Genomic DNA, 26674 nt, shown 5'->3' on the forward strand with positions numbered 1-26674 from the left:
GTGGCGCTCCCGCACGCCGCAGAGGGGCGGCTCGACGCCCGGCCGGTGACCGCGCCGGCCGCGGCGCCGTACCCACCGGGCGCTCGCACCCTGGAGCTGGGACCGCACGCGCAGGCGCAGCTCGTCGTCCCCGAGGGGCGGCCCCGGCCGCGGCCGCTGTTGGTGTTCTTCCACGGCGCGGGCGGGACGGCGGCGCAGTCCGTGGGTCTGGTCGGGGGGCCGGCGACCGCCCGGGACGCGCTGGTGCTCGCCCCGTCCTCGGTCGCCGCCACCTGGGACCTCATCGCCGGCGGCCTCGGCCGGGACGTGGCGGTGCTGGACGCCGCCCTCGAGCAGGTCTTCGCCCGCCAGGCGGTCACCGGCGTGGCCTTCGGCGGCTTCTCCGACGGCGCCTCGTACGCGCTCAGCCTCGGGCTGGCCAACGGCGACCTCGCCGAGGCGGTGCTCGCCTTCTCGCCGGGGTTCGCCGTCCCACCGCGGCGGGTCGGCCGGCCGCGGATCTGGATCTCGCACGGCACCGACGACCGCGTGCTGCCCGTCGCGCGGTGCGGACGGCGGCTGGCCGGCGAGCTCGGGGCGGGCGGGTACGACGTCACCTACGAGGAGTTCGACGGCGGCCACGTCGTCCGGCCCGTGGACGTGACCACCGCCCTCACCCTCTGGCTGGGCGAGCCGGCCGGTTAAGCGGAGCGGCGTTCGGTCAGGTCCGTCGCCGGGGCCGTGGCGTCCTTCGGCCCGCCGGTCTTGGAGACCGCGAACTCCGACCCGAGCGCCTCCAGCGCCAGCCGCCCGTACACCTGCTGCTGGGTGGCCACCCGCTCGGCGCGGCCGCGGCCGAGGAAACTGACCATCCAGTGCAGCACCGCGGTCACCCGGCTCTTGAAGCCCACGATGTACATCAGGTGCACGACCAGCCACAGCACCCAGGCGAAGAAGCCCTCGAACTTGAGGTTCTTGATGTCGGCGACGGCGGAGAAGCGGGAGATCGTCGCCATGTTGCCCTTGTCGCGGTAGCGGAACGGGCCCTGCGGCTGCTTGCCGGCGGTCCGCCGCCGGATCGCCTCGGCGGCGTACCGGCCGCCCTGGATGGCCACCTGCGCGACGCCGGGCAGCCGGTCCGGGTGGTTGGCCATGTCGCCGATGACGTGCACCTCGGGGTGCCCGGGGAGGGTGAGGTCGGGCTGCACGGCGATGCGTCCGGCGCGGTCGACCTCGGCGCCGGACTGCTCGCCGAGCAGCCGGCCCAGCGGGCTGGCCTGGACGCCGGCCGCCCAGACCTTGGTGGCCGCCCGGATGCGGCGGACCTGCCCGTCGCGGTCCTTGACCTCCAGGCCGTTGGCGTCCAGGTCGGTGACCATCGCGCCGAGCTGGACCTCGACGCCGATCTCGTTGAGGTGCCGGCGGGCGCGGTCGCCGAGCTTCTCGCCGAACGGCGGCAGCACCTGCGGAGCGGCGTCCAGCAGGATCACCCGGGCCTGCGTCGGGTCGATGGTGCGGAAGTCGCGGCGCAGGGTGCGGTGGGCCAGCTCGGCGATCTGGCCGGCCATCTCCACGCCCGTCGGGCCGGCGCCCACCACGACGAAGGTGAGCAGCCGGTCGCGCTCGGCCGGGTCCGTGGCGAGCTCGGCGAGCTCGAAGGCGCCGAAGATGCGGCCGCGCAGCTCCAGGGCGTCGTCGATGCTCTTCATACCGGGGGCGAACTCGGCGAAGCGGTCGTTGCCGAAGTAGGACTGCCCGGCGCCGGCGGCCACGATCAGCTCGTCGTACGGGTGCACCGTGGTGCGGCCCAGGATGGTGGAGGTGACCGTGCGGGCGGCCAGGTCGATGTCGGTGACCTCGCCGAGCACGACGCGGGCGTTCTCCTGGTGCCGCAGGATCTCACGGGTGGCCGGCGCGATCTCGCCCTCGGAGAGGATGCCGGTGGCCACCTGGTAGAGCAGCGGCTGGAACAGGTGGTGGCTGGTCTTGCCGATGACGGTGACGTCGACGGGAGCCCGCTTGAGCGCCTTGGCGGCGAACAGCCCACCGAAGCCGGAGCCGACGATGACGACCCTGGGCCGACCGGACGAGGAGGCGCCGACGGGGTCGGCCACAGGTGATGTCGTCATGATGAATCAGTCTCCCACCTCGGTGTTCCCGGGGCGCGGACACCTCGGGGCGATCCAGGTCACAGAGCGCCGTCCTACCCGCTGGTGAGCGCCTCACGCAGCAGCGGTAGACCGGTTGGGTGCCGAAACCCGGAACCCGGCCGGTCCTCGTCCCCGGACTCGGGCTCGACGAGCGCTCCTCGGCCCGGCTGCGGGACCTGGTGCCCGCCGACGTCGTCCTGCTGCCGGGGATGGGGCTGCCGGGGCCGGTGCCGCCGCTCGAGGAGCTCGCGGCCAGGCTGCGTGCCCGGCTCGGCGAGGGACCGGTGCTGCTGGTCGGCCACTCGCAGGGCTGCCAGGTGGTGGTCGCCGCGGCCCGGGACCCCCGGGTCGCCGGACTCGTGCTGCTCGGGCCCACCACCGACCCGCGGCTGCGCTCTGCCGTGGGGCTGGCCCGGCGGTGGGTGGCGACGGCGGTCCGCGAGCGGTGGCCGCACGCGTTCCTGGCGCTCCCGCAGTGGTTGCGCACGGGGCCGTGGGCCATGCGGCAGCTGTGGGACGTGGCCTCGCCCGACCGGATCGACGCCCGGCTGGGGGCGGTCCGGGTGCCGGTGACCGTCGTCCGCGGCACCCGCGACCGGCTCTGCCCGCACGACTGGGCCGCGGCCGTGGCGGCGGCCGCGCCGGACGGCCGGCTCGCCGAGATCCCCGGGGCGGCCCACCTGACCCCCATGACCCACCCGGTGCAGGTCGCGGCGCTGCTGCGCGCGGCGGCCGGCCGGACGGGCGCACGGGGGCTCCGACCGGGTGCCTGATCGGCTCGGACCCCCGGGAGGGTGGCCGCTGCGTGACACGATGTGCTCGTGGCCCACTCCTCCGCCTCGGCCGGCGCGCTGCTGCGGTACGTCCGCACCGGCCGCGCGCGCAGCCGGGCCGAGCTGGTCGCGCTGACCGGCGCCTCGCGGAACACCGTCAGCGCCCGCGTCGACCAGCTGATCGCGGCCAACCTGCTCGCCGAGGGCGGGCGCGGCTGGAGCACCGGCGGCCGGCCGCCGACCCTGCTGCGGTTCAACAGCCGCGCCGGGTGCGTGCTCGCGGTGGACCTGGGCGTGACCAGCGTCGACGTCGCCGTCACCGACCTCTCGGCCGAGATCCTGGCCACCATCGGCCACCCGATCGACATCGCCGACGGCCCCGGCCCGGTGCTGGCCGAGGTCGACCGGCTGGCCCAGCTGGTCCTCGCCGAGGCCGGTCTGGAGCCGGCCGACGTCTGCGCCGTGGGCGTCGGCGTCCCCGGGCCGGTGGAGCACTCCAGCGGACGCCCCTCCCACCCGCCGATCATGCCGGGCTGGCACGACTTCCCGATCCCGAGCGCGTTCGGCCGCTACGGGTGCCCGGTCTACGTCGACAACGACGTCAACGTCATGGCGCTGGGGGAGATGGGCGCCGCCGGGTCGGTGCAGGACGTGCTCGTGGTCAAGGTCGGCACGGGCATCGGCTGCGGCGTCATCGTCGACGGCCGGGTCTACCGCGGCGCGCAGGGCAGCGCCGGGGACATCGGGCACATCCACGTGAGCACGCCCGACGGGCGGGTGGTGACCTGCCGCTGCGGCCAGGAGAACTGCCTCGAGGCGCTCGCCGGCGGTGGCGCGCTGCTGCGCGACGCCGTGGCGGCGGGGCTGCCGGTCGGCACCACCCGCGAGGTCGTGGAGCGCGCGGCGCACGGCGACGGCGCGGCGATCGAGCTGGTCCGCGAGGCGGGTCGCACGATCGGCACGGTGCTCGCGGCGCTGGTCAACTTCTTCAACCCCCACCGCATCGTCATCACCGGCGGTGTGGCGCAGGCCGGCGTCCCGCTGCTGGCCGGGATCCGCGAGTCGGTCTATCGGCGCTCGATGCCGCTGGCCGCCCGCGCGCTGGAGATCACCGTCAGCGCGGCTCCGGAGCTCTCCGGCCGGGTCGGCGCCGCGCTCATGGCCATCGAGGGCTTCCTCGACGAGGAGTCGGTCGAGCAGGCCCTCGCGCGGTGACACCGTCGGCCCACCGGCCGACACCGCGATGACACTGCGGTCCTCCGGACCGCACCGCGGCCAGGTGCCGTCCCCCTGGCGCGCTGGGCCCCTCCCGCCACTCGATCGCGGGAGCCTCCGGCCCCCACTCCTCGCACCGCCTCGCAGGGCGGCTCACCCGGAGGCCGCGGCCAGGTGCCGTCCCCCTGGCGCGCTGGGCCCTTCCCGCCACTCGATCGCGGGAGCCTCCGGCCCCCACTCCTCGCACCGCCTCGCAGGGCGGCTCACCCGGATGCCACGGCCAGCTGCCGTCCCCCTGGCGCGCTGAGCTGCTGCGTCGCGCTGCGCGGACTCCCCGGTGCGGTCCGCGAGGACCGCCATGTCCTCGGGTCTCGTTTCGGCAACCCGGGGTGCGTGGCCTTGACCACATCGGGCACCGCCCTTATGTTCTCGCCTCAGCCGACTAATGGTCAGCTTTGAGCAGAAGTCTGGGTGGTGCCGATGTCCTCGTCTCCCTCGCCGTCGGGTGGACCTCCGCTGCTGGAGGTGCACGGCGTCGTCAAGTCCTTCCCCGGTGTCCGGGCGCTCGACGGCGTCGACCTCGACGTCCGCGCGGGGGAGGTGCACTGCCTGCTCGGCCAGAACGGCGCGGGCAAGTCGACCCTCATCAAGGTGCTGGCAGGGGCGCACCAGCCCGACGCCGGCCGGATCAGCTGGCGCGGCGAGCCGGTGCGGCTCACCGACCCGCAGGCGGCCATGTCACTGGGGATCGCGACGATCTACCAGGAGCTCGACCTGGTCGCCGGCCTCACCGTCGCCGACAACGTCTTCCTCGGCCGGGAGCACGCGCGGCTGGGCGTGACCCGGCCGTCCTCGGCCAACCGCGCCGCCGCGCGGCTGCTGGAGCGCCTCGGCCACGCCGACATCCGGCCCACCGCCGAGGTCGGCTCCCTGCCGGCGGCCGCCCAGCAGATGGTCAGCATCGCCCGGGCCCTCTCGCAGGACGCGAAGCTGATCATCATGGACGAGCCGTCGGCCGTCCTGGACAGCGAGGAGGTCGAGCGGCTGTTCGCGGTGATCCGCGACCTCACCGCGCACGACGTCGCCGTCGTCTACATCTCCCACCGGCTCGAGGAGATCCGCGAGGTCGGTGACCGGATCACCGTCCTCAAGGACGGCCGCACCGTCGCCACCGGCCTGCCCGCCCGCGAGACCGGCACCCGCGAGGTCATCACCCTGATGACCGGCCGGGACATCGAGTACGTCTTCCCCGAGCGGCGGGAGCACCCCGACCCCGACGCCGCCCCGCTGCTCGAGGTCGAGGGGCTGGGGCTGCGCGGCTCCTTCGCCGACGTCTCCTTCACCGTCCGCCCGGGCGAGGTCGTGGGCCTCGCCGGCCTGGTCGGTTCCGGTCGCTCGGAGATCCTCGAGACCGTCTACGGCGCCCGCCGCCCGACGTCGGGCACGGTGCGGGTCGGCGGACGGCGGCTGCGCCCGGGGGACGTCGCCGCCGCGGTCGCCGCCGGTGTCGGCCTGGCCCCCGAGGAGCGCAAGAGCCAGGGCCTGCTGCTGGGGGAGTCGGTCGCGCGCAACATCAGCCTCTCGAGCCTGGCCCGGTTCACCCGCGCCGGCTTCCTCTCCCGGTCCGCCGAGGCCGAGGCCGCCCGGCAGCAGGTGACCGCACTCGAGGTCCGGCCGGCCGACGTCGACCGGGAGGTCCGGACGCTGTCGGGCGGGAACCAGCAGAAGGTCGTGCTGGCCCGGTGGCTGCTGCGCGACTGCCGGGTGCTGCTGCTCGACGAGCCGACCCGCGGCGTGGACGTCGGCGCCCGGTCGGAGATGTACGCACTGATCCGCGAGCTGGCCGATCGCGGCGTGGCCGTCGTCGTGGTCTCCAGCGAGATCCCCGAGGTGCTCGGTCTGGCCGACCGGGTGCTGGTCATCGGCGACGGCCGCGTGTTGGCGGAGGAACCGGCCGGCGCGCTCGACGAGCACCGGGTGCTCGACCTGGTCATGGAGGACGCGGCCGCGCACGGCGCCGCACACGCACAGCGCGAAGGGGACGTGGCATGAGCAGCACGACCGTGGCGACGGGGACGGACGCTCCCCGGCAGCCCTCCGGCACGGCGGGGCGCCGCAGCGGGGCAGGGTTCCTCGCCGGCCCCGTGGGCCGCAACCTCGGCCTCGTCGTCGCCCTGGCGGTGCTCTGCATCGTCGGCACCGCCACCGCCCCCGACCGCTTCCTCGCCGTCGACAACGTGCTGACGATCCTGCGGCTGGCCGCGGTGATCGGCGTGGTCAGCGTCGGCATGACGTTCGTGATCATCGGCGGCGGCATCGACCTGTCGGTCGGCGCGATCGTGGCGCTGTCCTCGGTGTGGGCCACGACGCTGGCCACCCAGGCGATGGCCGAGGACTTCCACTGGATCGTCATGGTGGTCACCGCGCTGCTGGTGGGCGCCGGCTGCGGACTGGTCAACGGGATCGTCATCGCCTACGGCAAGCTCGTCGCCTTCATCGCGACCCTGGCCATGCTGGCCGCCGCCCGCGGCCTGGCCGAGATCATCGCCAACCGGCGCACCCAGATCGTGCAGGACCGCGACTTCCTGGCCTTCTTCTCCGGCGACGTCCTCGGCGTCCCCACGCTGGTGGTCATCTTCGCGCTGGTCGCCGTCGCCGGGTGGGTGCTGCTCAACCGGACGACGTTCGGCCGGCGCACCTTCGCCGTCGGCGGCAACGCCGAGGCCGCGCGGCTGGCCGGCATCCGGGTGCAGCGGCACACCATGTGGCTCTACGTGCTCTCCGGCGTCACCTGCGGCATCGCCGCGGTCATGCTCATGGCCCGGACGACCACCGGCAGCTCCACCCACGGCACGCTCTACGAGCTGGACGCGATCGCCGCGGTGGTCATCGGCGGCACGCTGCTCATCGGCGGCCGCGGCACCATCGTCGGCACCGTCCTGGGCGTGCTGATCTTCACCACGCTCGGCAACGTCTTCACGCTGAACAACCTGTCCAGCTCCGCCCAGGCGGTCGCCCGCGGCGTGATCATCGTCGTCGCCGTCCTGCTGCAGATGCGGCTGGCGACCGGGTCGTTCAGCCTCGGCCGGCTCGGCCGGGGCTCGGGCGCCGGCAGCCCGCCCGCCCCGGCCGGAGCGGCCGGCACGGTCTCCGGCGGCGCGACGCCCGGCGGCCCCGGCGGCCCCGCACCCGGCGCGACGACCGACCGCCCCTGACGCGGCCCGGGGCGGCACCCGTCCCGGACCGGCACCACCCGCACGACCCCCCACCTGGCGACGACTGCCAGGGAGGCGATCAACGAGGAGAGAACATGTCTGCAGCGAGGCAGCGCCCGTTCCGTCGTGTCACGTCGACCGCGCTCGCCGTTCTCGGCGCCGGCGTCCTGGTCGCCGGCTGCACGAGCAACACCCCCGAGGCCTCCGGCGGCGGGGGCGGCGGTGGCGGTGAGGCCGCCAGCCCCAACGACGAGGCCGGCGAGACGGTGCGCATCGGCTTCTCCGCGCCGGCCGCCGACCACGGCTGGATGGCCGGGATCAGCCAGGCCGCGCAGGCCGAGGCCGACCGCTACGAGGACGTCGAGCTCTCCGTCGCGGAGGGCACCAACGACGTCAGCACCCAGATCAGCCAGGTCGAGACCTTCATCAACGAGGGCGTCGACGCGATCGTGCTGCTGCCCTTCGACGGCGCCGCACTGACCCCCGTCGCACTGCGGGCCATGGAGGCCGGAATCCCGGTCATCAACGTCGACCGCGAGTTCAACAGCCCCTTCGCCGCCCAGGCCACCGTCCTCGGCGACAACTACGGCATGGGCGTCTCGGCCGGCCAGTACATCTGCACGCAGCTGGGCGACCAGCCCGACGCGGTCGTCGCGGAGATCGCCGGCATCGACTCCCTGCCGCTGACGCAGGACCGCAGCCAGGGCTTCGCCGACGCGCTGGCCGAGTGCGGCCTCAACGTGGACAACCGCGTGGCGGCGGACTTCACCGTCGAGGGCGGGGAGCGGACCGCGGCCAACCTGCTGCAGGCCGCCCCGCGGATCGACGCCATCTGGAACCACGACGACGACCAGGGCGTCGGCGTCCTGGCCGCCATCAACAACGCCGGCCGTGACGAGTTCATCATGGTCGGTGGCGCCGGGTCGGCCAACGCGATGCGCGAGATCCAGTCCGGCCAGTCGGTGCTCGACGCGACGGTCATCTACCCGCACACCCAGGCCGCCGACGGGATCGCGCTCGCCCGGCTGATCGTGCAGGGCAAGAGCCTGTCCGACCTCGCCTCGCAGGGCGTGCCGCAGCGCATCGTGCTCGACGCCCCCGTCGTGACCGCCGACAACGTCGACCAGTACATCGACGCCGCGTTCGAGTCCTGACCCGCTGACACGAGGTCGCCGGGGGGACGGCGCGCCGTCCCCCCGGCGGCTCGGTGAGGAGACCGCATGCCCCCGACCCTCGGCGTCGGCCTGATCGGCTACGCCTTCATGGGCGCCGCGCACTCGCAGGCCTGGCGCACCGCCCCCCACTTCTTCGACCTGCCGATGCGTCCCCGGCTCACCGTGCTGGCCGGCCGGGACGCCGTCCGCGTCGCCGACGCCGCGGAGCGGCTGGGCTGGTCCTCGGTCGAGACCGACTGGCGCCGCGTGCTCGAGCGCGACGACGTCGACCTCGTCGACGTCTGCACGCCGGGCGACACCCACGCCGAGATCGCGATCGCCGCGCTCGAGGCGGGCAAGCACGTGCTCTGCGAGAAGCCACTGGCCAACACCGTGGCGCAAGCCGAGGCGATGGCCGAGGCCGCCGCCCGCGCCGCGACCCGCGGCGTGCGGTCGATGGTCGGCTTCACCTACCGGCGGGTGCCGGCGATCGGCCTGGCGCGCGAGCTGGTCGCGCAGGGCCGGCTCGGCGAGATCCGGCACGTGCGCGCCCAGTACCTGCAGGACTGGATCGCCGACCCGGCCGCGCCGATGTCGTGGCGGCTGCAGAAGGAGAAGGCCGGCTCGGGCGCGCTCGGCGACATCGGCGCGCACATCGTCGACCTCACCCAGCACATCACCGGGCAGCGGCTCACCGGCGTCAGCGCGCTGCTGGAGACCTTCGTCAAGGAGCGCCCGCTGCCGGCGTCGGCCGGGTCGCTGTCCGGCGTCGCCGGCGAGGGGATGGGCACGGTCACGGTGGACGACGCCGCGGTGTTCCTCGGCCGGTTCGACGGCGGGGCGCTGGCCAGCTTCGAGGCGACCCGGTTCGCCCTCGGCCGCAAGAACGCCATCCGGATCGAGGTCAACGGCTCGCGCGGCAGCCTGGCGTTCGACTTCGAGGACATGAACGTCCTGCACTTCTACGACGGCGACGAGCCGGCCGCGACCGCGGGCTTCCGCCGCATCGTCGTCACCGAGCCCGACCACCCCTACGTCGGCGCCTGGTGGCCGGCCGGGCACGGTCTGGGCTACGAACACGGCTTCACCCACCAGGTCGTCGACCTGGTCACCGCCATCGCCAAGGGCGAGGACCCGACGCCGTCCTTCGCCGACGGGCTGCAGGTGCAGCGGGTGCTCGACGCCGTCGAGCGCAGCGCCGCCTCACACTCCGTCTGGACCGAGATCTGAGCCGAGAGGAGACCACGATGCCCCGTCCCGTCACCCTGTTCACCGGCCAGTGGGCCGACCTGCCCTTCGAGGAGGTGGCCCGGCTCGCCTCCGAGTGGGGCTACGACGGCCTGGAGATCGCCTGCTGGGGCGACCACCTCGACGTCGAGCGCGCCGCGAACGACGACTCGTACGTCCAGGAGCGCCTCGCCCTGCTGGACAAGTACGGCTTGAAGGTCTGGGCCATCTCCAACCACCTCAACGGCCAGGCCGTCTGCGACGACCCGATCGACGAGCGGCACCGCGGCATGGTGCACCCGCGCGTCTGGGGGGACGGCGACCCCGAGGGCGTCCGGCAGCGGGCGGCGGAGGAGATGAAGACGACCGCCCGGGCGGCCGCGAAGCTCGGCGTGGACACCGTCGTCGGCTTCACCGGGTCCAAGATCTGGAAGACCGTCGCGATGTTCCCGCCGGTGCCCGAGTCGATGGTCGAGGACGGCTACGCGGACTTCGCCGCGCGCTGGAACCCGATCCTCGACGTCTTCGACGAGGTCGGCGTCCGCTTCGCGCACGAGGTCCACCCGTCGGAGATCGCCTACGACTACTGGACGACGGTGCGCACCATGGAGGCCATCGGCCACCGCGAGGCCTTCGGGCTGAACTGGGACCCGAGCCACTTCGTCTGGCAGGACCTCGACCCGGTCTCGTTCATCTGGGACTTCAAGGACCGGATCTACCACGTCGACTGCAAGGACGCGAAGAAGCAGGTGGGCAACGGCCGCAACGGCCGGATGGGCTCGCACCTGCCCTGGGCCGACCCGCGGCGCGGCTGGGACTTCGTGTCCACCGGCCACGGCGACGTCCCGTGGGAGGCCTGCTTCCGGATGCTCAACACCATCGGCTACGACGGGCCGATCTCGGTGGAGTGGGAGGACGCCGGCATGGACCGCCTGGTGGGCGCCCCCGAGGCGCTGGCGTTCGTGCGCCGGCTGGCGTTCGACCCGCCGGCCGCGGCGTTCGACGCCGCCTTCGCCAGCGGCAACTGAGGAAGGACTCCCTGCCCCCGCCACTCGCTGCATCGCGACAGGGGGCAGGGAGGTCCTCCCTCAGGCGCCGACGGTGACCGCGACCTCCATGCCGGCGGCCCGGTGGGCGCCGACGGAGCAGTAGAAGACGTACTCGCCCGGCGTGAGGTCGACCTCGAGGGTCGCCGACTGGCCGGGCTGGAGCACCTCCGTGGCGGCGACGTCGCTGCCGCCCTGCTCGACGACGAAGTCGTGCGGCATCCGGCCGTCGTTGGTCACCTCGAAGGTGTAGGTGCCGGCGGAGTACGAGTCCTCGGAGAGCTCGATGAACATCTCGCCCTCGGTGACCGACACCGTCTCGCTCTCGGCCTCCGCGGGGGCGCTCGTGGCGGGGGCGCTCGTGGCGGGGGCGGACGACGTGGGGGTGCTCGCCTCCGCGCTGCTGGACGGTGCGCTGCTCGACGGTGCGGCGTCCGCGGCGCCCTCGTCCCCGGAGCAGCCGCTGAGCAGGCCGATGCCGAGGGCCAGGACCAGCGGCGCGGCGTGGCGGGCGGAGCGGGTGGACGTGGTCGCCTGGGACACGCGGGACCTCCTGGGAGCCGACGGGACCCCGCCCCGGCGGCGGCTCCCCGTGGTCCGCGATGCTGCAGGGGTCAAGCACCTCGGGGAACCCCCCGACCCGGGGATCACGACGACGCGGGCACACCCGTCACGCTCCGGCACCAGGCGACCACGGTGGAGCACAGGTCCGGGTCGACCGGGCGGCGCAGCTCCTCCCGGTAGTGGCGCATCGAGGCCGCGCGCGGCTGCCGGCGCAGTGTGTGCGTCAGGTCGGGGACGCGCCGGACCTCGACCGGTCCGGGCACGGTCGCGGCGAGGACGGCGAGGTCGTCGGCCGGCACCTGGAGGTCCTTGTCGCCGGTGAGGGCCAGGACCGGGACGGCCAGCCGGGCGAGGTCCGTCCGCGGGTCGTGGCGGAGGAACTCGCGGGTCCACCGGGCGTTGAGGCGGACGCCGCCGATCCGTGCCACGTCGCTGGTGGTCGCGAGGATCCTCCGGTGGTTGGCCGCGACCCTGGCCTCCAGGTCAGTGCGCAGCAGCCGGAGCAGGCCGCGCACCGGCGTGGGGAGCGTGGGCGCGATCTGCCGGGCCTGCCAGCGGAGCAGGTCCGCGCCCGGGGTCGCGCTCATCGCGAGCAGGACGACGCCGGCCACCGGGACCCCCTGCTGACCGACCGCCCGCCCCGCCAGCGCGGCGGCCAGGACGGCTCCCTCGCTGTGCCCGGCCAGCACGATGCGGCCGGGGTCCACCTCGGTCCGGGCGGCGAGTGCGTCGCGCGCCCGGGCCAGGTCGTCGACGTTGTCGTACAGGCCGGCGGTCCGCCAGTCGCCGGGGCTGCCGCCCACACCGCGCTTGTCGTAGCGCAGCGAGGCGATCCCGCCGTCGGCCAGGGCGTGCGCCAGTGCCCGGGTGACGTCGAAGCGCAGGCGGCGGTGGTTCGAGTCGCGGTCGAGGGGGCCGGACCCGGCGGCCAGCAGGACCGCGGGCACCGGCGCCGGGGCGTCGGGGAGGGCGAGGGTGCCGGCGAGCGGAGGACTGCCGGGCACCTGCACCGGGAACTCGCGCACCTCAGCGCGCCGCGGTCAGGGCCCCGGCCACCGCGGCCGGGTCGTCCACCCCGAGCAGGAGGGTGTCGAAGCGCTGCCCGGTCAGTCGCACCCGCACGGCCGGCTGGCCGCGCCGCACCGACACCAGGGTCCTCTCCCCGCGCCCGCGCCAGGTGCCGATCAGGCGCAGGCCGGGGAGGCCGAGGCCGGGCGCGCGCAGCCCGCGGGCGGCGGCCGGCCCGTCGGGGACGACCTCGACCGACTGCACGGCCGACAGAGGGGCCTCGAGGTCGCGGAGCAGGCCGAGGACGCGCTCGGCGCGGGTGAGCGAGACCTGCAGGGTCCGGGGTGTCGTGGTCACGGTCGCCATGGCATCATCGTTATCGAAACCGAGAACGATGTCAACTATGAGAACGGTGACGTCATGGCGACGGCGGACCTGCTGCTCCACCCGGTGCGGCTGCGGATCGTGCAGGCCTTCCTCGGCGACCGCACGCTGACCACGGCCGACCTGCGCAGCGAGCTGCCCGACGTCCCGGCGGCGACGCTGTACCGGCACGTCGGGGTGCTGGCCGAGGCGGGCGTGCTGGCCGTGGTGGGGGAGCGGAAGGTGCGCGGCGCGGCCGAGCGCAGCTACCGGCTGGTGACCGGGGCGGCGTCGGTGGGCGTCGCGGAGGCCGCGGCGATGTCGGTCGACGAGCACCGGCGGGCCTTCGCCACCTTCGTCGCCGCGCTGCTCGCGGACTTCGACCGGTACGCCGACGCCGCGGCCGGCCCGGGGCTGGACCCGGCGGCCGACGGGGTTGGCTACCGCCAGGTGGCGCTGTGGCTCGACGACGAGGAGTTCACCGCGCTGGTGACCGAGCTGCGCGCGGTCCTGGCCGCGCGGATGGCGCTCGAGCCCGACGGCGTCCGCCGGCGGCGGATCGTCAGCCAGGTCTTCCTGCCGAGGTGAGGCAGGGGGCCGGGGGCCCGGCCCCCTGCCGCGTCAGGCGGCGCTCTCGGCGGCCCTGGCGACCTTCCTGTTGGCCTTGGCCAGGGTCTTCGCGGCCTTGCGCACCCGGCGCGGCTCCCGGTCGATCGTCCCGCGGGTGAGCAGGCCGATGCCGATGCCGAGCAGCCACACGTCCTTGGCCACCGTCAGCCCCTCCTGGGTCGGCGCCAGGCTGCCCGGCTTCCGCATCCCGGGGGTGTTCAGGTAGAGCCCCAGCAGCCCGCCGGAGAAGGCGGTCAGCGCCGCGCCGGCCACGGCGGTGGGCACGAACGGCGTCAGCAGCGCCGTCCCAACGGCGATCTCGCTGTAGGCCAGCACCTTGACGAACGTCGCCGGGTCGACGCTCTTGAGGAACGGGTAGGTGCCGGTGGCGAAGCCGTGCAGCCCGGCCGCGGTGCCCTCGTCGGCGCCGCGCTTGCCCAGGCCGCTGTTGAGGATGAACGCGCCGGCCGAGATGCGGGGCGCGATCTCGGACAGGGTGATGGGCAGTGCCATGGTGCTCCTCGCTGGTCGCGGACGGTCAGGACCTGGTCGGACGGTCCAGTGCCCACCAGCCGGGGCGTCAACCGTCGTCGCCGCCCCGGCCCGGTCAGCGCCCGCCGCGGCGGGAGCGTCCGCTGAACGACGCCGCCGAGTGCGTCCCGGCGCGCGCCGCGAGCTCGGCGCGGGTGCGCGCCGGACCCGAGGTCCGGCCCTGGCCGCGGGCGGACGTCGTCCCGCCGCCGGAGGCGGTGCCGGCCTGGCCGGCGGCGCGACCGGAGCCGCCCCCGGACCGGCGGCGCCGGCCGCCGCCCTGGCCCTGCGGCTGGGGCTCCGGCGCGGGCGCCGGCTCGACGTGCGGGGCCGCCGGCCCGGTCAGCGCGCTGATCTCCGCGGCGCCGGGGCGGACGGCGCTCACCGTCGGGGTGATGCCGGCCTGCCGGGCGAGGGTGCGCACCTCGCCGGCCTGGTCGGGGGTGGAGACGGTGACCACGGTGCCACCGGCGCCGGCCCGGGCGGTGCGGCCCGAACGGTGCAGGTAGGCCTTGTGCTCGGCCGGCGGGTCGACGTGGACGACCAGCGCGACGTCGTCGACGTGGATGCCGCGCGCGGCGATGTCGGTGGCGACCAGCACCCGGGTGCTGCCGGAGCTGAACGCCTCGAGGTTGCGCTCGCGGGCGTTCTGGCTGAGGTTGCCGTGCAGGTCGACGGCCGGGACGCCGGCCGCGGTGAGCTGCTTGGCGAGCTTCTTGGCCTGGTGCTTGGTGCGGGTGAACAGCACGCTGCGGCCCAGCCCGGAGGCCAGCTCCCGGACGACGGCCGGCTTGTCGGTGGCCTCCACCCGGAACACGTGGTGGGTCATCGTGGACACCGGCGCGACCGCGGGGTCGACCGAGTGCGTCGTGGGGGCGGACAGGTAGCGCTTGACCAGCACGTCGACGCCGTTGTCCAGGGTCGCGGAGAACAGCAGCCGCTGACCGGTGGCCGGAGTGCGGTCCATGAGCCGCTTGACGCCGGGCAGGAACCCGAGGTCGGCCATGTGGTCGGCCTCGTCCAGGACGGTGATCTCGACGGCGGAGAGGTCGCAGTGGCCCTGGCCGATGAGGTCCTCGAGCCGGCCGGGACAGGCGATGAGGACGTCGATGCCGCCGGCCAGCGCCTGCACCTGCGGGTTCTGCCCGACGCCGCCGAAGACGGTGGTCGCCTTCATGTCCAGCGCCCGGGCCAGCGGGTCGACGACGGCGAGCACCTGGTTGGCCAGCTCGCGGGTCGGCACCAGCACCAGCGCGCGCGGCCGCTTGGGCTGCCGGCGGCTGTCGGAGGCGGCCAGCCGGGCGGCCAGCGGCAGGCTGAAGGCCAGCGTCTTGCCCGAGCCGGTGCGGCCGCGGCCGAGCACGTCGCGCCCGGCGAGGGTGTCGGGCAGCGTGGCCACCTGGATGGGGAACGGCGCGGTGATGCCGCTGGCGGCGAGCACCTCGACCAGCGGAGCGGGCACGCCGAGGTCGGCGAACGTCGCGTCGGTGGGGAGGACGGTGGCGTCCGCGCCCACGGGGACGACGGGGGTCGGCGCCGGGGCAGGGGTCGCCGGAGCCGGCTGCTGACCGGTCGTGGGGCGGTTGCCGCGGCCGCGGCCGCCGCGACGGCGCCCGCGGGTGCCCTCGGGGGCAGCGGTGGTCGGGTCGTGCGAGGTCATGGGGTGTTCCTCGGTGCTCGGTTCGCCGTCGGGCGACCCGGCACGAGCGCACCAGCGGCGCTGCGAGGGGCAGCGACGGGTACTGCGTCATCGGCGGGACGTCGGACAGCCGGGCGCGCCGGGGTGGCGCTGCCGCAGCCCGACGTCGAGTCCCGCGCCCCGGATGGGCAGCAGGGCGGCGCCGGTACTGCTACTCAACCAGACGCGGCGCTGGCCTGTGCCGTCAGACGGGGGAGTGCCCCGTCACACCGCCGCCGCGGTAGCTGCGCCGGTAGGTGCCGGGCGCGACCCCGATGGAGGCCCGCAGGTGCTGGCGCAGCGACGCGGGGGTGCCGAAGCCGGCGTCGGCGGCGACCCGGTCGATCGGCGCGTCGGTGGACTCCAGCAGCTGCCGGGCGAGGGCCAGCCGCTGCCCGGCGAGCCAGCGCAGCGGCGACAGGCCGGTCTCGTCGCGGAACCGGCGGGTGAAGGTGCGCGCGCTCATCCGCGCGTGGGCGGCGAGGTCGGCCAGCGTCAGGGGTTCGCCGAGCCGCTCCACGGCCCAGGCGCGGGTGGCCGCCGTCCCGTGGTCGCCCACCTCGGGCAGCGGCCGCTCGACGAACTGCGCCTGGCCGCCCTCGCGCCAGGGGGCGACGACGTTGCGCCGGGCCACCCGGTTGGCCACCTCGTGGCCGTGGTCGCGCCGGACCAGGTGCAGCAGCAGGTCGATGCCGGCGGCGTTGCCCGCCGAGGTGAGCACGTCGCCGTCGTCGACGAAGAGCACGCCGGGGTCGAGCCGGACGGCGGGGAACAGGCGGCCGAAGGCCTCCGCGTGCATCCAGTGCGTGGTGGCCGGGCGCCCGTCGAGCAGGCCGGCGGCGGCGAGCACGAAGGCGCCGGTGCAGATCGACACCAGCCGCGCGTGCCCGGCGGCGGCCCGCAGCGTCTCGCCGAGACCGTCGGGGAGGGTGCCGTCGGTCATCGCCGGCCCGCCGTGCACCCCCGGGACGACGACCGTCCCGGCCGAGGCCAGCAGCGAGGCGTCGTGCTCGGGGGTGATCGAGTAGCCGGCCGAGGTGCGCACCGGGCCGCCGTCGAGCGTCGCGACCCGCACGCGGTAGAGCCGGTGCCCGTCGGCGTCGACGGCGGACTCCAGCAGCCGGTGCGGCAGGCCGAGCTCGAAGGCGATGGAGCCGGGCAGCGCCAGGACGGCGACGTCGTGGACCGGGCCTGCTGCCATGGCCGGACTCGGGCCTGCTGCCATGGCCGGATCCTTGCACGTGTTGGCCAGCGGGCCACTGTCCGGTCGTCCGCGGCGTCCGCCATGCTCTCCGTCGTGACGAGCACCGCCGCGCCGCGCACGCACCGCGTCCACCCCGCCTGGTGGGTCGCCGCGGTGACCTTCCTGGCCCTGGTCGGCGCCGCGGCTTTCCGCGCGGTGCCCGGGGTGCTCATCGAGCCGCTGCGCGCGGAGTTCGGCTGGTCGGTCACGACGATCTCGGCCGCCGTCGCGGTCAACATGGCGCTGTACGGGCTGACCGCGCCGTTCGCCGCCGCGCTGATGGAGCGCTTCGGCATCCGCCGCGTCGTCGTCGCGGCGCTGCTGCTGACCGCCACCGGCAGCGGGCTGACCGTCTTCATGACCGCGAGCTGGCAGCTGGTGCTGCTGTGGGGCTTCCTCGTGGGCCTGGGCACCGGGTCGATGGCGCTGTCGCTGGTGGCGACGGTGACCGGCCGCTGGTTCGTGGCCCGCCGCGGCCTGGTGTCGGGGATCCTCACCGCCGGCGGGGCGACCGGGCAGCTGGTGTTCCTCCCGCTGGTCGCCTGGGCCGACGCGAACTGGGGCTGGCGCTCGGCGTCGCTGGGCACCACCGCGGCCGCGCTGGCCGTCGTCCCCCTCGTGCTGTGGCTGCTGCGCGACCGGCCGCGCGACGTCGGCGTCGTCCCCTACGGCGGGACGGCGGCCGACGACGCCGACCCGGTGCGCACCGGCGCCGCGCGGACGGCGCTGCGCGGGCTCCTCTCCGCCGCGCGGACGGTCCCGTTCTGGCTGCTGGCCGGCGGGTTCTTCATCTGCGGGCTGTCGACCAACGGGCTGGTGCAGCCGCACTTCATCCCGGCCGCGCACGACCACGGCATGCCGATCACCACGGCGGCCGGGCTGCTCGCCGTCGTGGGGGTCTTCGACATCGCCGGGACGGTGCTGTCGGGTTGGCTGACCGACCGCGCCGACCCGCGGCTGCTCCTGCTGGCCTACTACGGGCTGCGCGGCCTGTCGCTGTTCCTGCTGCCGGCCCTCTTCGGTCCCGACCTGCACGTCAGCATGGTCGCCTTCATCGTCTTCTACGGCCTGGACTGGGTGGCCACCGTGCCGCCGACCCTGGCGCTGTGCCGCGAGTTCTTCGGCCCCCGGGCACCGGTGGTGTTCGGCTGGGTGTTCGCCTCGCACCAGGTCGGTTCGGCGTTCGCGGCCTTCGGCGGCGGCGTGATCCGCGACGTGACCGGCTCCTACGACCTGGCCTGGTTCCTCGCCGGCGCGCTGTGCGTCGCCGCGGCGGCCATGTCCTTCCTCATCCCGCGCACCTCGCAGCCCGCCGTCGGCACGGCGCTGCCGACCGACCGCGAGGAGGCCGCGGCCGCCCAGGCGCACGGCTGAGGGAGGACCCCCTGCCCCCCACCGCTCGCAGGCTCGCGGCGGGACCCTGCAGGGGGCCGCCCCGCTCCCGCCGGCTCGCTCCGGCGCCGCTCGGCGGCCAGGCCCTCGGCGAAGCCCTGGGCGTACCAGAGGGGCGCGTTCAGCCGGAGGCCGCTCGGGGGAGCGCCCGGCCGGTCGGCCCACAGCAGGAGGGCGAACTCCCCGGGCTCACGACCCCGGCAGGACGTCGACCCCGGGCCGACCGGCTCCGCCGGTTCGATGCTCGCGGCGAGCCCGCCGTCAGCGTGGCCCAGCGCGTGGGCGAGTTCCAGCAGGTGGAGGTAGGGCCAGGACTCGGGTGGCCGTCCGGTGCTCACACCCGTCCGAGCGTCGAGGCCCCCCGACGGATACACCGGACGGGCACCCCGCTCGGGAGGCCGGCCTGCGCAGGGCGCTCCAGGGAGAGCAGCACCGTCCGGACCCGGATCGCGTCGTCCGCGACGACGCAGGTGCCGGCGCCCCCCGCCCGGGCCTCCTCGGCGACCGCCGTCCACCCGATGAGCAGCACGTCCCCCTCGGACACCTGGGTGGGCACCTCCCAGGCGGCGTCCGGGAGGTCACCGAGCAGGGACGTGGACACCCCCGTCCCCGGCGTGGTCGGCGACGATCGCGTCGACGTCGCCTGCACCGATCACGGCCACGTGGCGCTGGGAGGTCTCCTGCGGTGCACGGGCCATGTGCCCCTCCCGGGGGCGTCTCCGGTCGGGAGCGAGCATGCGTTGGGAGCGTGCCGGCGTGCAGGGTCTTCAGGCGGTGCCGGTGAGGGCCGGGTCGACGGTGCGGCCGGTGATCAGGTCGGCCGCCCGCTCGGCGATCATGATCGTCGGGGCGTTGGTGTTGCCGCGCACCAGCGTCGGCATCACCGAGGCGTCGACCACCCGCAGCCCGTCGACGCCGTGCACCCGCAGCTGCGGGTCGACCACCGCGTCGTCGCCGGTGCCCATCCGGCACGAGGACGCCGGGTGGTACAGCGACTCGAGGGTGTCGCGCACCGCCTGCCGCAGCCCCTCCCGGGAGCGCACCGTGCCGCCGGGGGACCACTCCTCGGCCAGGACGGCGGTCAGCGGGCCGGTCGACGCGATCTCCCGCGCCTTCTCGACCCCGCACACCAGCGCGTCGAGGTCGCGCTCGTCGGCGAGGTAGCCGGCGTCGATGGCCGGCGCCCAGGTCGGGTCGGCCGAGCGCAGCCGCACCGAGCCGCGGGAGTGCACCCGCACCAGGGCGGCGGCGGCGGTGAACGCGTCGACGTCGGGGTCGACCTCCGCCTGCCGCCAGAACTTCACCGGCAGGAAGTGGAACTGCAGGTCCGGTTCGCGCAGCTCCGGCCGGGAGCGGGTGAACAGCCCGGCCTCGGCCAGGTTGGAGGTCAGCGGCCCGCGGCGGGCGCCGAACCAGCGCGCGTAGCCCGACGGCGACTCCGCCCGGAACAGCGACCGCCCCGACCGGGTGTGCCAGACGACCGGCACCAGCGGGTGGTCCTGCAGGCCGCCGCCGACCCCGGGCAGGTCGTGCACGACGTCGACGCCGGCCTCGCGCAGGTGCGCTCCCGGCCCGATGCCGGAGAGCATGAGCAGCTGCGGCGAGTTGACCGCCCCGCCGGCCAGCACCACCTCGGCCGCGGCGTGCGCGGTGCGGGTCTGCCCGCCGGACCGGTACTCGACGCCGGTGGCCCGCCCGCCCGAGAGGAGCACCCGGGTGGTCAGCGCGCCGGTCCGCACGGTCAGGTTGGGCCGGGCGGCGGCCGGGTGCAGGTAGGCGTCCGCGGCCGACCAGCGGCGGCCGCGGCGCTGGGTGAGCTGGTAGAGCCCGGCACCCTCCTGGGTGGCGCCGTTGAAGTCGTCGTTGCGCGGGTACCCGGCGGCGACCGCGGACTCCACGGCCGCCCGCGACCAGGTGTGCGGCGAGCGCGGGTCCTCCACCCGCAACGGCCCGCCGACGCCGTGGAAGCGGTCGGCACCGCGGGCGTTGTCCTCCATCCGGCGGAACAGCGGCAGCACGTGCTCGTAGGACCACGACGGGTCGCCGGTCAGCTCGGCCCACTCGTCGTAGTCGGTGGCCGCACCCCGGGCGTAGACCATCGCGTTGATCGACGACGACCCGCCCAGCAGCTTGCCCCGCGGCCAGAACAGCCGCCGCCCGCCCAGGCCGGGCTGGGGCTCGGTCGTGTAGTTCCAGTCCCGCCGGGTGCGCCAGACCTTGTGCAGCGCGGCCGGGACCTGCACCTCCAGGACGTCGTCCGAACCGCCGGCCTCCAGCAGCAGCACCCGCAGCGACGGGTCCTCGGAGAGCCGCGCGGCCAGCGCGCAGCCGGCCGAGCCCGCGCCCACGACGACGACGTCGAACTCCTCGCCGCTGGTCACCGGTGCCGCCCGTGCACGAGGCCCACCACGCGGGCGAGCGCGTCGGCGGCCGCGGCGGGCCGGGTGAAGCTCATCAGCTCCACCGGCAGCCCGAAACGCCGGTGGGTGATGGCCTTGGCGCGGGTGAACTCGCGCAGCCCGTCCTCGCCGTGGACCCGGCCGAAGCCGCTCTCGCCCACGCCGCCGAAGGGCAGCGCCGGCACCGAGGCGAAGGTGAGCACGGAGTTCACCGACGTCATGCCGCTCCGCATCCGGCGGGCGAGGTCCATCGCGCGGCCCCTGGACCGGGAGAACACGGCGCCGGCCAGGCCGTGGGCGTTGGCGTTGGTCAGCTCGAGGGCCTCGTCCGCGTCGCGCACCCGCGTGATGGTCAGCGTCGGGCCGAAGGTCTCCTCGCGGACCGCGGCGGAGGTCTCCGGGACGTCGAGCAGCACGGTCGGCGCGACCACGCGGCCCTCCACCGTGCCCCCGACCGCGATCCGGCCACCGGCGGCGACCGCGTCGTCCAGGTGCCGGCGGACGACGTCGGTCTGGGCGGCCATCGTCATCGGGCCGTACGCGGCCGCGTCGTCGGTGCCCGGGCGCAGCCCGCGCACCTTCTCGGTCACCTCGGCGACGAAGGCGTCGTACACCCGCTCGGTGGCGTAGACCCGCTCTATCCCGATGCAGGTCTGCCCGGCGTTGCTCATCGCGCCCCACACGGCGGCGTCGGCGGCGGCGGCCACGTCGGCGTCGTCGTCGACGATCATCGCGTCCTTGCCGCCGAGCTCCATGAGGACCGGCGTGAGGGTCGCAGCAGCCGCGGCCATGACCCTCCGGCCGGTGGGCGCCGAGCCGGTGAAGGCCAGCTTGCCCACCCCCGCGCGGCACAGCGCCGCGCCCGTCTCCCCGAGGCCGGTGACGACCTGCAGGGCGTCCGGGACGTCGGGGACGGCGGCCCGCCAGGCGTCGGCCAGCCACGTGCCCACGGCCGGCGTGTGCTCGGAGGGCTTGAAGACGACGGCGTTGCCGGCCGCCAGCGCGTAGGCGATCGAGCCCATCGGCGTGAACACCGGGTAGTTCCACGGGCCGATCACGCCGACGACCCCGAGCGGCTGGTACTCCAGCCACGCCGCGTGGTTGGCCGCCAGCAGGCCCGGGCTCACGCGGCGCGGGCCGAGCACCTTGCGCGCGTGGGTGGCCGCCCAGGCGAGGTGGTCGACGGTGAGGGTGATCTCGAGGATCGCGTCGGCGTGCGGCTTGCCGTTCTCCCGGTGCACCAGGTCGGCCAGCTCGTGCACCCGGCGGGCGAGGTAGCCGCGGTAGGCCGCCAGCCGCGTCCGGCGGCCGTCGAAGCCGAGGTCGGCCCACGTCGCGGCGGCCGCGCGGGCACGGTCCACGGCCGCGCGGACGTCGTCCGGCCCATGCACGGGGAACACGCCGACGACCACGCCCGTGGCGGGCGCGGTCGACTCGAACGTCTCGGCGGCGGGGCTCTCGGCGCCGCCCCTCTGCTCGGCGAGCGACATGGCCGCAGGTTACCCGCGGGTAGGGATCGGCGGCCGTGGCCCAGGTCAGCGGGCCGCGGCCAGATCCCGCTCGAGCGCCTCGCGGTCGGACTCCAGCACGTCGGCGGCGGCCACCACGATGTTCGGGTCCGGTTGCCCGACGACCGCCTCGTCCTTGCCCTCGTAGGGCAGCGAGCAGAGCACGTGGCGCAGCGCCTCCAGCCGGGCCCGCTTCTTGTCGTTGCTCTTGATCACCGTCCACGGTGCGTGGTCGGTGTCGGTGGCGGCGAACATCGCCTCCTTGGCCGCGGTGTAGTCGTCCCAGTGGTCCAGCGAGGCCAGGTCGGTGGGGGAGAGCTTCCACTGCCGCACCGGGTCGATCCGCCGGACGATGAAGCGGGTGCGCTGCTCGCGCCGGGACACCGAGAACCAGAACTTCACCAGCCGGATGCCGCTGTCGACGAGCATCCGCTCGAACTCCGGCGCCTGGCGCATGAACCGCTGGTACTGCTCGTCGGTGCAGTAGCCCATCACCCGCTCGACGCCGGCGCGGTTGTACCAGGACCGGTCGAACAGGGCGATCTCCCCGGCGGCGGGCAGGTGCGCCACGTAGCGCTGGAAGTACCACTGGGTCTGCTCGCGCTCCGAGGGCTTGTCCAGCGCCACCACCTTCGTGCCGCGGGGGTTGAGGTGCTCGGTGAAGCGCTTGATGGTGCCGCCCTTGCCGGCGGCGTCGCGGCCCTCGAAGAGGACGACGAGTTGCTGGCCGGACTCCTTCACCCAGCCCTGCAGCCGCAGCAGCTGGATCTGCAGCCGGCGCTTCTCCCGCTCGTACTCCTTGCGCGGCAGCCGCTCGCTGTACGGATAGCCCTCCCGCCAGGTCTCGATCCGCTCGCCGTCGGGGCCGAAGAGCTCACCGTCGTCGTCCCAGTCCTCGTCGGAGTCGTCGTCGGGGAGGGCCTGCAACCGGTACTGGGACACGTCGATCTCGGACACGCACCGGGGGGTACCCCTCCGCGCCGCTGCCATGCTGACGGCGTGGCCGACCCCTCCGACGCCTCGGGAGACGACCCCTTCGACACCGCCGGGCTGCGGCGCCGGGTGCTCGCCGCCTGGGCCGACTCCCCGGCCCGCTTCCGCGAGGACGCCAACGCCGAGGAGGACCTCGTCCGCGGCGGCTACCGCGACCGGCTCCTGGTCGAGCTGGCGCAGAACGCCGCCGACGCCGCCGCCCGGGCGGGCGTGCCGGGGCGGCTGCGGCTCGACCTGGCCGACGACGGCGCCGGGGGAGAGGTGCTGCGTGCGGCCAACACCGGAGCCCCGCTCGACGCCGCCGGGGTGCAGGGCCTGGCCACCCTCCGCGCGTCGGCCAAGCGCGACGAGCAGGGGTCCGCAGGCCGGTCCGGGCCCGCGGGCGGGCCCAGGCTCGACACCGTGGGCAGGTCCGTGGTCCCGGGCGGGCCGCGCACCGAGACGGTCGGCAGGTTCGGGGTGGGCTTCGCCGCGGTGCTCGCGGTCACCGACGGGCCGGCGGTGCACTCCACCACCGGCGGGGTCGCGTTCAGCGCCGACCGCACCCGCGCCGAGGTCGCCGGCATCCCCGCGCTCACCGACGAGGTGGCCCGCCGGGACGGCGCGGTGCCGGTGCTGCGACTGCCCTGGCCGGCCGAGGGGACCCCGCCCGAGGGCTTCGCCACCGAGGTGGTGCTGCCGCTGCGCACCGGGTCGCGGGCCGCCGTCCGGGCCGCGCTCGAGGAGCTGGAGCCCGAGCTGCTGCTCGCGCTGCCCGGCCTCGCCGGGATCGACGTCGTCCTCGACGGCGCGGTGCGGTCGCTGGCGGTGCGGTACGCGGGCACGCGGGCGCAGCTGACCGAGGGCGACCGGACGACGGTCTGGCGGCTCGCGCGGCGGGACGGCCTGCTGCCCGAGGAGCTGCTCGCCGGCCGGCCGGTCGAGGAGCGGGAGCGCCGCGCCTGGTCGCTCACCTGGGCGGTGCCGGTGGACGACGACGGCCGGCCGGTGCCCCTGCCGCTGCCGCAGCGGGTGCACTGCCCGACGCCCAGCGACGAGCCGCTGACCCTGCCCGCCCGGCTGATCGCCCCGTTCCCGCTGGGGCCCGACCGGCGGCACGTGCTGCCCGGGCCGGTCACCGACGCGCTGGTGGCCGAGGCGGCCGGTGCCTACGCCGACCTCGTCGCGGAGCTGGCCGACCGGGCGGGCGGGGACGGCGGGGTGCTCGCGCTGGTGCCGCGCGTCGGACTGGCCGGCGCCGAGCTGGACGCCGCCCTGGGCACCGCAGCCCTGGAGCGGCTGCGGGAGGCCGCGTGGCTGCCGGTGGCCGGGACGGAGCGCGATCGCCAGCCTCCCGGCCGGGCCGCCGTGCTCGCCGAGCCGACGGAGGACCGGGTGGCCGCGCTGACCGGCGTCCTGCCCGGGCTGCTGCCGGCGGCCTGGGCCGGCCGCGGCGACCTCCCCGCGCTCGCCGCCCTCGGGGTGCGCCGGATCGGCACCGCCGAGGCGGTGGAGGCGGTCCGCGGCGTCGCCCGGCCGCCGGAGTGGTGGGCGCGGCTCTACACCGCCCTGGACGGCGCCGAGCGCGAGGAGCTGGCCGCGCTGCCGGTGCCGCTCGCCGACGGCCGCACCGCGCACGGCCCGTCGGGGGTGCTGCTGCCCGACGAGGGGCTGCCGGTGGCGCGACTGGGTCCGCTCGGGCTGCGGGTGGCCGATCCGGACGCCGTCGTCCTGCCCGCCGCCCGCCGGTTGCTGGAGCGGCTCGGCGCCCGCCCCGCGACCGCCGCCGCGGTGCTCGACGACCCGGAGGTGCGGACGGCGGTCGAGACCTCGGTCGACGCGGCCGACGACGACTGGGATCCCGACCGCGACCCGGCTGCGCTCGCCGACGCCGTCCTGGCGCTGGTCGCCGCGTCCGGTCCCGCGCCCGGGGAGCTGCCGTGGCTGGCCGAGCTGGCGCTGCCCGACGCCGACGGCGGCTGGGCGCCGGCGGGGGAGCTGGTGCTGCCCGGATCGCGCTTCGCCGCCGTGCTGGCCGACGGGGCGCTGGGGACGCTGGACCCCGCGGTGGACGCCGACCCGGACGTGCTGCGCGCCGTGGGCGTGCTCGACGGCTTCGCGCTCGTGTCCGCCGAGGACCCCGACGACCTCGACGTCGACGGCGCGCAGGACTGGGCCGACGCCGTCCTCGACCGGCTGCCCGCCGACGCGCCGGCGCCGGCCTGGCCGCCGCTGACCGCCGTCCGGGACCTCGAACTGGTCGCCGACTGGGCCGGCGCGCTGCCGCTGCTGGCCGAGCTGCCCGCGCGGGCGTGGGCCGACGTCGTCCTCGACGGGGTGCCGGTGCCCGGCTACCTGCGCTGGTGGCTCGGCACGCACCCGGTGCTCGGCGGGCGGCGCCCGGACCGGCTGCGGCACCCGGACGCGGCGGAGCTGCGGGGACTGTACGAACCGGCCGACGCCGCCCCGGCCCTGCTCGACCTGCTGCGGCTCCCGGCCTCGGTGGACGACGTCCTGGCCGGCGTCGACGGCGCGCTCGACCTGCTCGACCGGCTCGGCGACCCGCGACGGACCGTCGCCCCGGCGGTGCTGCGCACCGTGCACGCCCGGCTCGCCGCGGCGCTGGACGGCGTCGACGTGGACCCGCCGGACCGGGTGCGCGTGGCCCCGGACCGCGTGGTGCCCGCCGCGCAGGCCGTCGTCCTCGACGCGCCGTGGTCACTGCCACTGGTCGACTCCGCGCTCGTGCCCGCGGGTGGGGCGCCCGGACCGGTCGCCGACCTGCTGGACCTGCCGCTGGCCGGCGAGGTGGTCCGGGCGCGGGTGGAGAGCCGTCCGGCGCGCACCGTGCGCTGGGCCGACGTCCCCGGGGCGGGGCTGGCCGCCGCACGGCTGGGCGTGAGCGAGTTGTCCGGCGAGGTCGCCGTCCACGAGCCGCTGCGGGTCGGTGGCCGGGCGGTGCCGTGGTGGCCGGGGAACGGGGTCGACCACGTCGACGGCACACCGGACGCGCTCGGGCGGGCGCTGGCCTGGCGGGCGGGGGCGTGGCCGCTGCGCCAGGCGCTGGCCGAGGCGTTCGCGCACCCCGACCGCGCCGCCGCGCTCGCCGCCGAGGACGCCGTCGGCCCGTGAGTCGGGTCCGACGGCGTCCCTGGTGACGGGCCTCGGCGGCCCCCCTGCAGGGTCCCGCCGCGAGCTCGCGAGTGGCGGGGGGCAAGGGGGTCCTTTCAGTGCCAGCGGGGTGCGGCCATCGCGCCGGGCGCGTGCCCGTGCGCCGACGGTCGACCGCTGCGCCCGCCGGCCCTGGCGGGTCCCGGGACGTGCCCGGCCGCGGCGCAGCAGCGGTGCAGCGACAACCACTGCTCGGCGGTCAGGTCGGCGGCGCGGGTGGTGGGCGGCAGGCCCTCCGACCGCAGCCACCGGGCGCCGGCCGTGCCGGGCAGGACGGCGCGCAGCACGGCGCCGAGGGCGGCGCCGGGGCGGGCGAGGACGGCGTGCGCCAGGCGGTCGAGGTCGGCCGCCTCCGTCCCGGGGAGGGCGGCGCGGGCGGTGGCGGGTGCGCCGTCGAGGGCGCGGTGCGGGCGTGACAAGGCAGACCTCCGGAGGAGGGCAGGGCTGCGCGACCGGCAGCCGGGGGACAGCGGGTGG

At 76.0% G+C, this 26674-nt stretch carries 23 protein-coding genes; 11 read left to right on the top strand and 12 right to left on the bottom strand.

The window, feature by feature from the left end:
• A complete protein-coding gene (locus ACI79G_RS12415; protein ID WP_456881433.1) occupies window positions 1-684 on the top strand; it encodes an alpha/beta hydrolase in 684 nt (227 codons plus the stop codon).
• Here the strand turns inward: ACI79G_RS12415 and ACI79G_RS12420 are convergent.
• The gene (locus tag ACI79G_RS12420; RefSeq protein WP_456881434.1) at window positions 681-2108 is read right to left on the bottom strand and encodes an NAD(P)/FAD-dependent oxidoreductase; all 1428 of its coding nucleotides are present in this window, start codon (window positions 2106-2108) and stop codon (window positions 681-683) included. The genes ACI79G_RS12415 and ACI79G_RS12420 overlap by 4 nt on opposite strands.
• Before the next feature lie 119 nt (window positions 2109-2227).
• Between ACI79G_RS12420 and ACI79G_RS12425 the strand changes: the two genes are divergently transcribed.
• The 7 genes from ACI79G_RS12425 to ACI79G_RS12455 all read left to right on the top strand — a co-directional run bounded on the left by ACI79G_RS12425 (window position 2228) and on the right by ACI79G_RS12455 (window position 10741).
• Window positions 2228-2902, top strand: coding sequence for an alpha/beta fold hydrolase (locus ACI79G_RS12425; protein WP_456881435.1), 675 nt, complete (start codon window positions 2228-2230; stop codon window positions 2900-2902).
• 48 nt (window positions 2903-2950) lie between these two features.
• Entirely contained in the window at window positions 2951-4117 is a 1167-nt protein-coding gene (locus tag ACI79G_RS12430) for an ROK family protein (protein ID WP_456881436.1), read from the top strand.
• A 480-nt stretch (window positions 4118-4597) separates the two neighbouring features.
• Entirely contained in the window at window positions 4598-6169 is a 1572-nt protein-coding gene (locus ACI79G_RS12435; RefSeq protein WP_456881437.1) for a sugar ABC transporter ATP-binding protein, read from the top strand.
• Complete coding sequence (locus tag ACI79G_RS12440; RefSeq protein ID WP_456881438.1) at window positions 6166-7332, top strand: ABC transporter permease; 1167 nt, start codon at window positions 6166-6168, stop codon at window positions 7330-7332. Before ACI79G_RS12435 ends, ACI79G_RS12440 begins: the two co-directional genes overlap by 4 nt.
• 95 nt (window positions 7333-7427) lie before the next feature.
• Window positions 7428-8486 carry a substrate-binding domain-containing protein gene (locus ACI79G_RS12445; protein WP_456881439.1) on the top strand — a complete coding sequence of 353 codons (1059 nt, stop codon included), beginning with the start codon at window positions 7428-7430 and terminating at the stop codon, window positions 8484-8486.
• Between the two features lie 66 nt (window positions 8487-8552).
• Window positions 8553-9716, top strand: coding sequence for a Gfo/Idh/MocA family protein (locus ACI79G_RS12450; RefSeq protein ID WP_456881440.1), 1164 nt, complete (start codon window positions 8553-8555; stop codon window positions 9714-9716).
• A gap of 17 nt (window positions 9717-9733) precedes the next feature.
• A complete protein-coding gene (locus ACI79G_RS12455; RefSeq protein ID WP_456881441.1) occupies window positions 9734-10741 on the top strand; it encodes a sugar phosphate isomerase/epimerase family protein in 1008 nt (335 codons plus the stop codon).
• A 60-nt stretch (window positions 10742-10801) separates the two neighbouring features.
• Here the strand turns inward: ACI79G_RS12455 and ACI79G_RS12460 are convergent, their stop codons facing one another.
• The 3 genes from ACI79G_RS12460 to ACI79G_RS12470 form a co-directional block, all read right to left on the bottom strand.
• Window positions 10802-11302 carry a cupredoxin domain-containing protein gene (locus tag ACI79G_RS12460; RefSeq protein WP_456881442.1) on the bottom strand — a complete coding sequence of 167 codons (501 nt, stop codon included), beginning with the start codon at window positions 11300-11302 and terminating at the stop codon, window positions 10802-10804.
• A 104-nt stretch (window positions 11303-11406) separates the two neighbouring features.
• Window positions 11407-12348 (bottom strand): alpha/beta hydrolase family protein, encoded by a 942-nt coding sequence (locus tag ACI79G_RS12465; RefSeq protein WP_456881443.1) that lies wholly within the window; start codon window positions 12346-12348, stop codon window positions 11407-11409.
• Window position 12349: 1 nt separating this feature from the next.
• A complete protein-coding gene (locus tag ACI79G_RS12470) occupies window positions 12350-12688 on the bottom strand; it encodes a hypothetical protein (protein WP_456881444.1) in 339 nt (112 codons plus the stop codon).
• Window positions 12689-12751: 63 nt separating this feature from the next.
• Here ACI79G_RS12470 and ACI79G_RS12475 point away from each other — a divergent pair, with 63 nt between their 5' ends.
• Window positions 12752-13282, top strand: a complete 531-nt coding sequence (locus tag ACI79G_RS12475; protein WP_456881445.1) for a helix-turn-helix domain-containing protein — start codon at window positions 12752-12754, stop codon at window positions 13280-13282.
• A gap of 33 nt (window positions 13283-13315) precedes the next feature.
• On the opposite strand, the gene ACI79G_RS12480 is transcribed toward ACI79G_RS12475, so the two are convergent.
• The 3 genes from ACI79G_RS12480 to ACI79G_RS12490 form a co-directional block, all read right to left on the bottom strand.
• Window positions 13316-13816 (bottom strand): hypothetical protein, encoded by a 501-nt coding sequence (locus ACI79G_RS12480; RefSeq protein WP_456881446.1) that lies wholly within the window; start codon window positions 13814-13816, stop codon window positions 13316-13318.
• A 94-nt stretch (window positions 13817-13910) separates the two neighbouring features.
• Window positions 13911-15494: a DEAD/DEAH box helicase gene (locus ACI79G_RS12485; protein ID WP_456881447.1), complete on the bottom strand. Its 1584-nt coding sequence runs from the start codon at window positions 15492-15494 to the stop codon at window positions 13911-13913.
• Between the two features lie 223 nt (window positions 15495-15717).
• Complete coding sequence (locus tag ACI79G_RS12490) at window positions 15718-16737, bottom strand: GlxA family transcriptional regulator (RefSeq protein ID WP_456881448.1); 1020 nt, start codon at window positions 16735-16737, stop codon at window positions 15718-15720.
• A 72-nt stretch (window positions 16738-16809) separates the two neighbouring features.
• On the opposite strand from ACI79G_RS12490, the gene ACI79G_RS12495 reads away from it, so the two are divergent.
• Entirely contained in the window at window positions 16810-18129 is a 1320-nt protein-coding gene (locus ACI79G_RS12495; protein ID WP_456881449.1) for an MFS transporter, read from the top strand.
• Between the two features lie 352 nt (window positions 18130-18481).
• Here ACI79G_RS12495 and ACI79G_RS12500 read toward each other — a convergent pair whose 3' ends face one another.
• The 4 genes from ACI79G_RS12500 to ppk2 form a co-directional block, all read right to left on the bottom strand.
• The gene (locus tag ACI79G_RS12500) at window positions 18482-18748 is read right to left on the bottom strand and encodes a hypothetical protein (protein ID WP_456881450.1); all 267 of its coding nucleotides are present in this window, start codon (window positions 18746-18748) and stop codon (window positions 18482-18484) included.
• Window positions 18749-18914: 166 nt separating this feature from the next.
• The gene (locus ACI79G_RS12505) at window positions 18915-20528 is read right to left on the bottom strand and encodes a GMC family oxidoreductase (RefSeq protein WP_456881451.1); all 1614 of its coding nucleotides are present in this window, start codon (window positions 20526-20528) and stop codon (window positions 18915-18917) included.
• The gene (locus ACI79G_RS12510) at window positions 20525-22036 is read right to left on the bottom strand and encodes an aldehyde dehydrogenase family protein (RefSeq protein ID WP_456881452.1); all 1512 of its coding nucleotides are present in this window, start codon (window positions 22034-22036) and stop codon (window positions 20525-20527) included. Before ACI79G_RS12510 ends, ACI79G_RS12505 begins: the two co-directional genes overlap by 4 nt.
• A 45-nt stretch (window positions 22037-22081) precedes the next feature.
• Entirely contained in the window at window positions 22082-23011 is a 930-nt protein-coding gene (ppk2, locus tag ACI79G_RS12515) for a polyphosphate kinase 2 (RefSeq protein WP_456881453.1), read from the bottom strand.
• Between the two features lie 42 nt (window positions 23012-23053).
• Here ppk2 and ACI79G_RS12520 point away from each other — a divergent pair, with 42 nt between their 5' ends.
• Window positions 23054-26158: a sacsin N-terminal ATP-binding-like domain-containing protein gene (locus ACI79G_RS12520; protein ID WP_456881454.1), complete on the top strand. Its 3105-nt coding sequence runs from the start codon at window positions 23054-23056 to the stop codon at window positions 26156-26158.
• A gap of 95 nt (window positions 26159-26253) precedes the next feature.
• On the opposite strand, the gene ACI79G_RS12525 is transcribed toward ACI79G_RS12520, so the two are convergent.
• Entirely contained in the window at window positions 26254-26616 is a 363-nt protein-coding gene (locus ACI79G_RS12525; RefSeq protein ID WP_456881455.1) for a hypothetical protein, read from the bottom strand.
• Between the last annotated feature and the right edge of the window lie 58 nt (window positions 26617-26674).

It is taken from the genome of Geodermatophilus sp. SYSU D00779 (assembly GCF_054050595.1).

Bases quoted from the DNA above. Each gene is read 5' to 3' on its own strand.
- ACI79G_RS12420 (WP_456881434.1), bottom strand. From the start codon at position 2,108: ATGACGACATCACCTGTGGCCGACCCCGTCGGCGCCTCCTCGTCCGGT.
- ACI79G_RS12435 (WP_456881437.1), top strand. From the start codon at position 4,598: ATGTCCTCGTCTCCCTCGCCGTCGGGTGGACCTCCGCTGCTGGAGGTG.
- ACI79G_RS12440 (WP_456881438.1), top strand. From the start codon at position 6,166: ATGAGCAGCACGACCGTGGCGACGGGGACGGACGCTCCCCGGCAGCCC.
- ACI79G_RS12445 (WP_456881439.1), top strand. From the start codon at position 7,428: ATGTCTGCAGCGAGGCAGCGCCCGTTCCGTCGTGTCACGTCGACCGCG.
- ACI79G_RS12450 (WP_456881440.1), top strand. From the start codon at position 8,553: ATGCCCCCGACCCTCGGCGTCGGCCTGATCGGCTACGCCTTCATGGGC.
- ACI79G_RS12455 (WP_456881441.1), top strand. From the start codon at position 9,734: ATGCCCCGTCCCGTCACCCTGTTCACCGGCCAGTGGGCCGACCTGCCC.
- ACI79G_RS12475 (WP_456881445.1), top strand. From the start codon at position 12,752: ATGGCGACGGCGGACCTGCTGCTCCACCCGGTGCGGCTGCGGATCGTG.
- ACI79G_RS12480 (WP_456881446.1), bottom strand. From the start codon at position 13,816: ATGGCACTGCCCATCACCCTGTCCGAGATCGCGCCCCGCATCTCGGCC.
- ACI79G_RS12485 (WP_456881447.1), bottom strand. From the start codon at position 15,494: ATGACCTCGCACGACCCGACCACCGCTGCCCCCGAGGGCACCCGCGGG.
- ACI79G_RS12490 (WP_456881448.1), bottom strand. From the start codon at position 16,737: ATGGCAGCAGGCCCGAGTCCGGCCATGGCAGCAGGCCCGGTCCACGAC.
- ACI79G_RS12510 (WP_456881452.1), bottom strand. From the start codon at position 22,036: ATGTCGCTCGCCGAGCAGAGGGGCGGCGCCGAGAGCCCCGCCGCCGAG.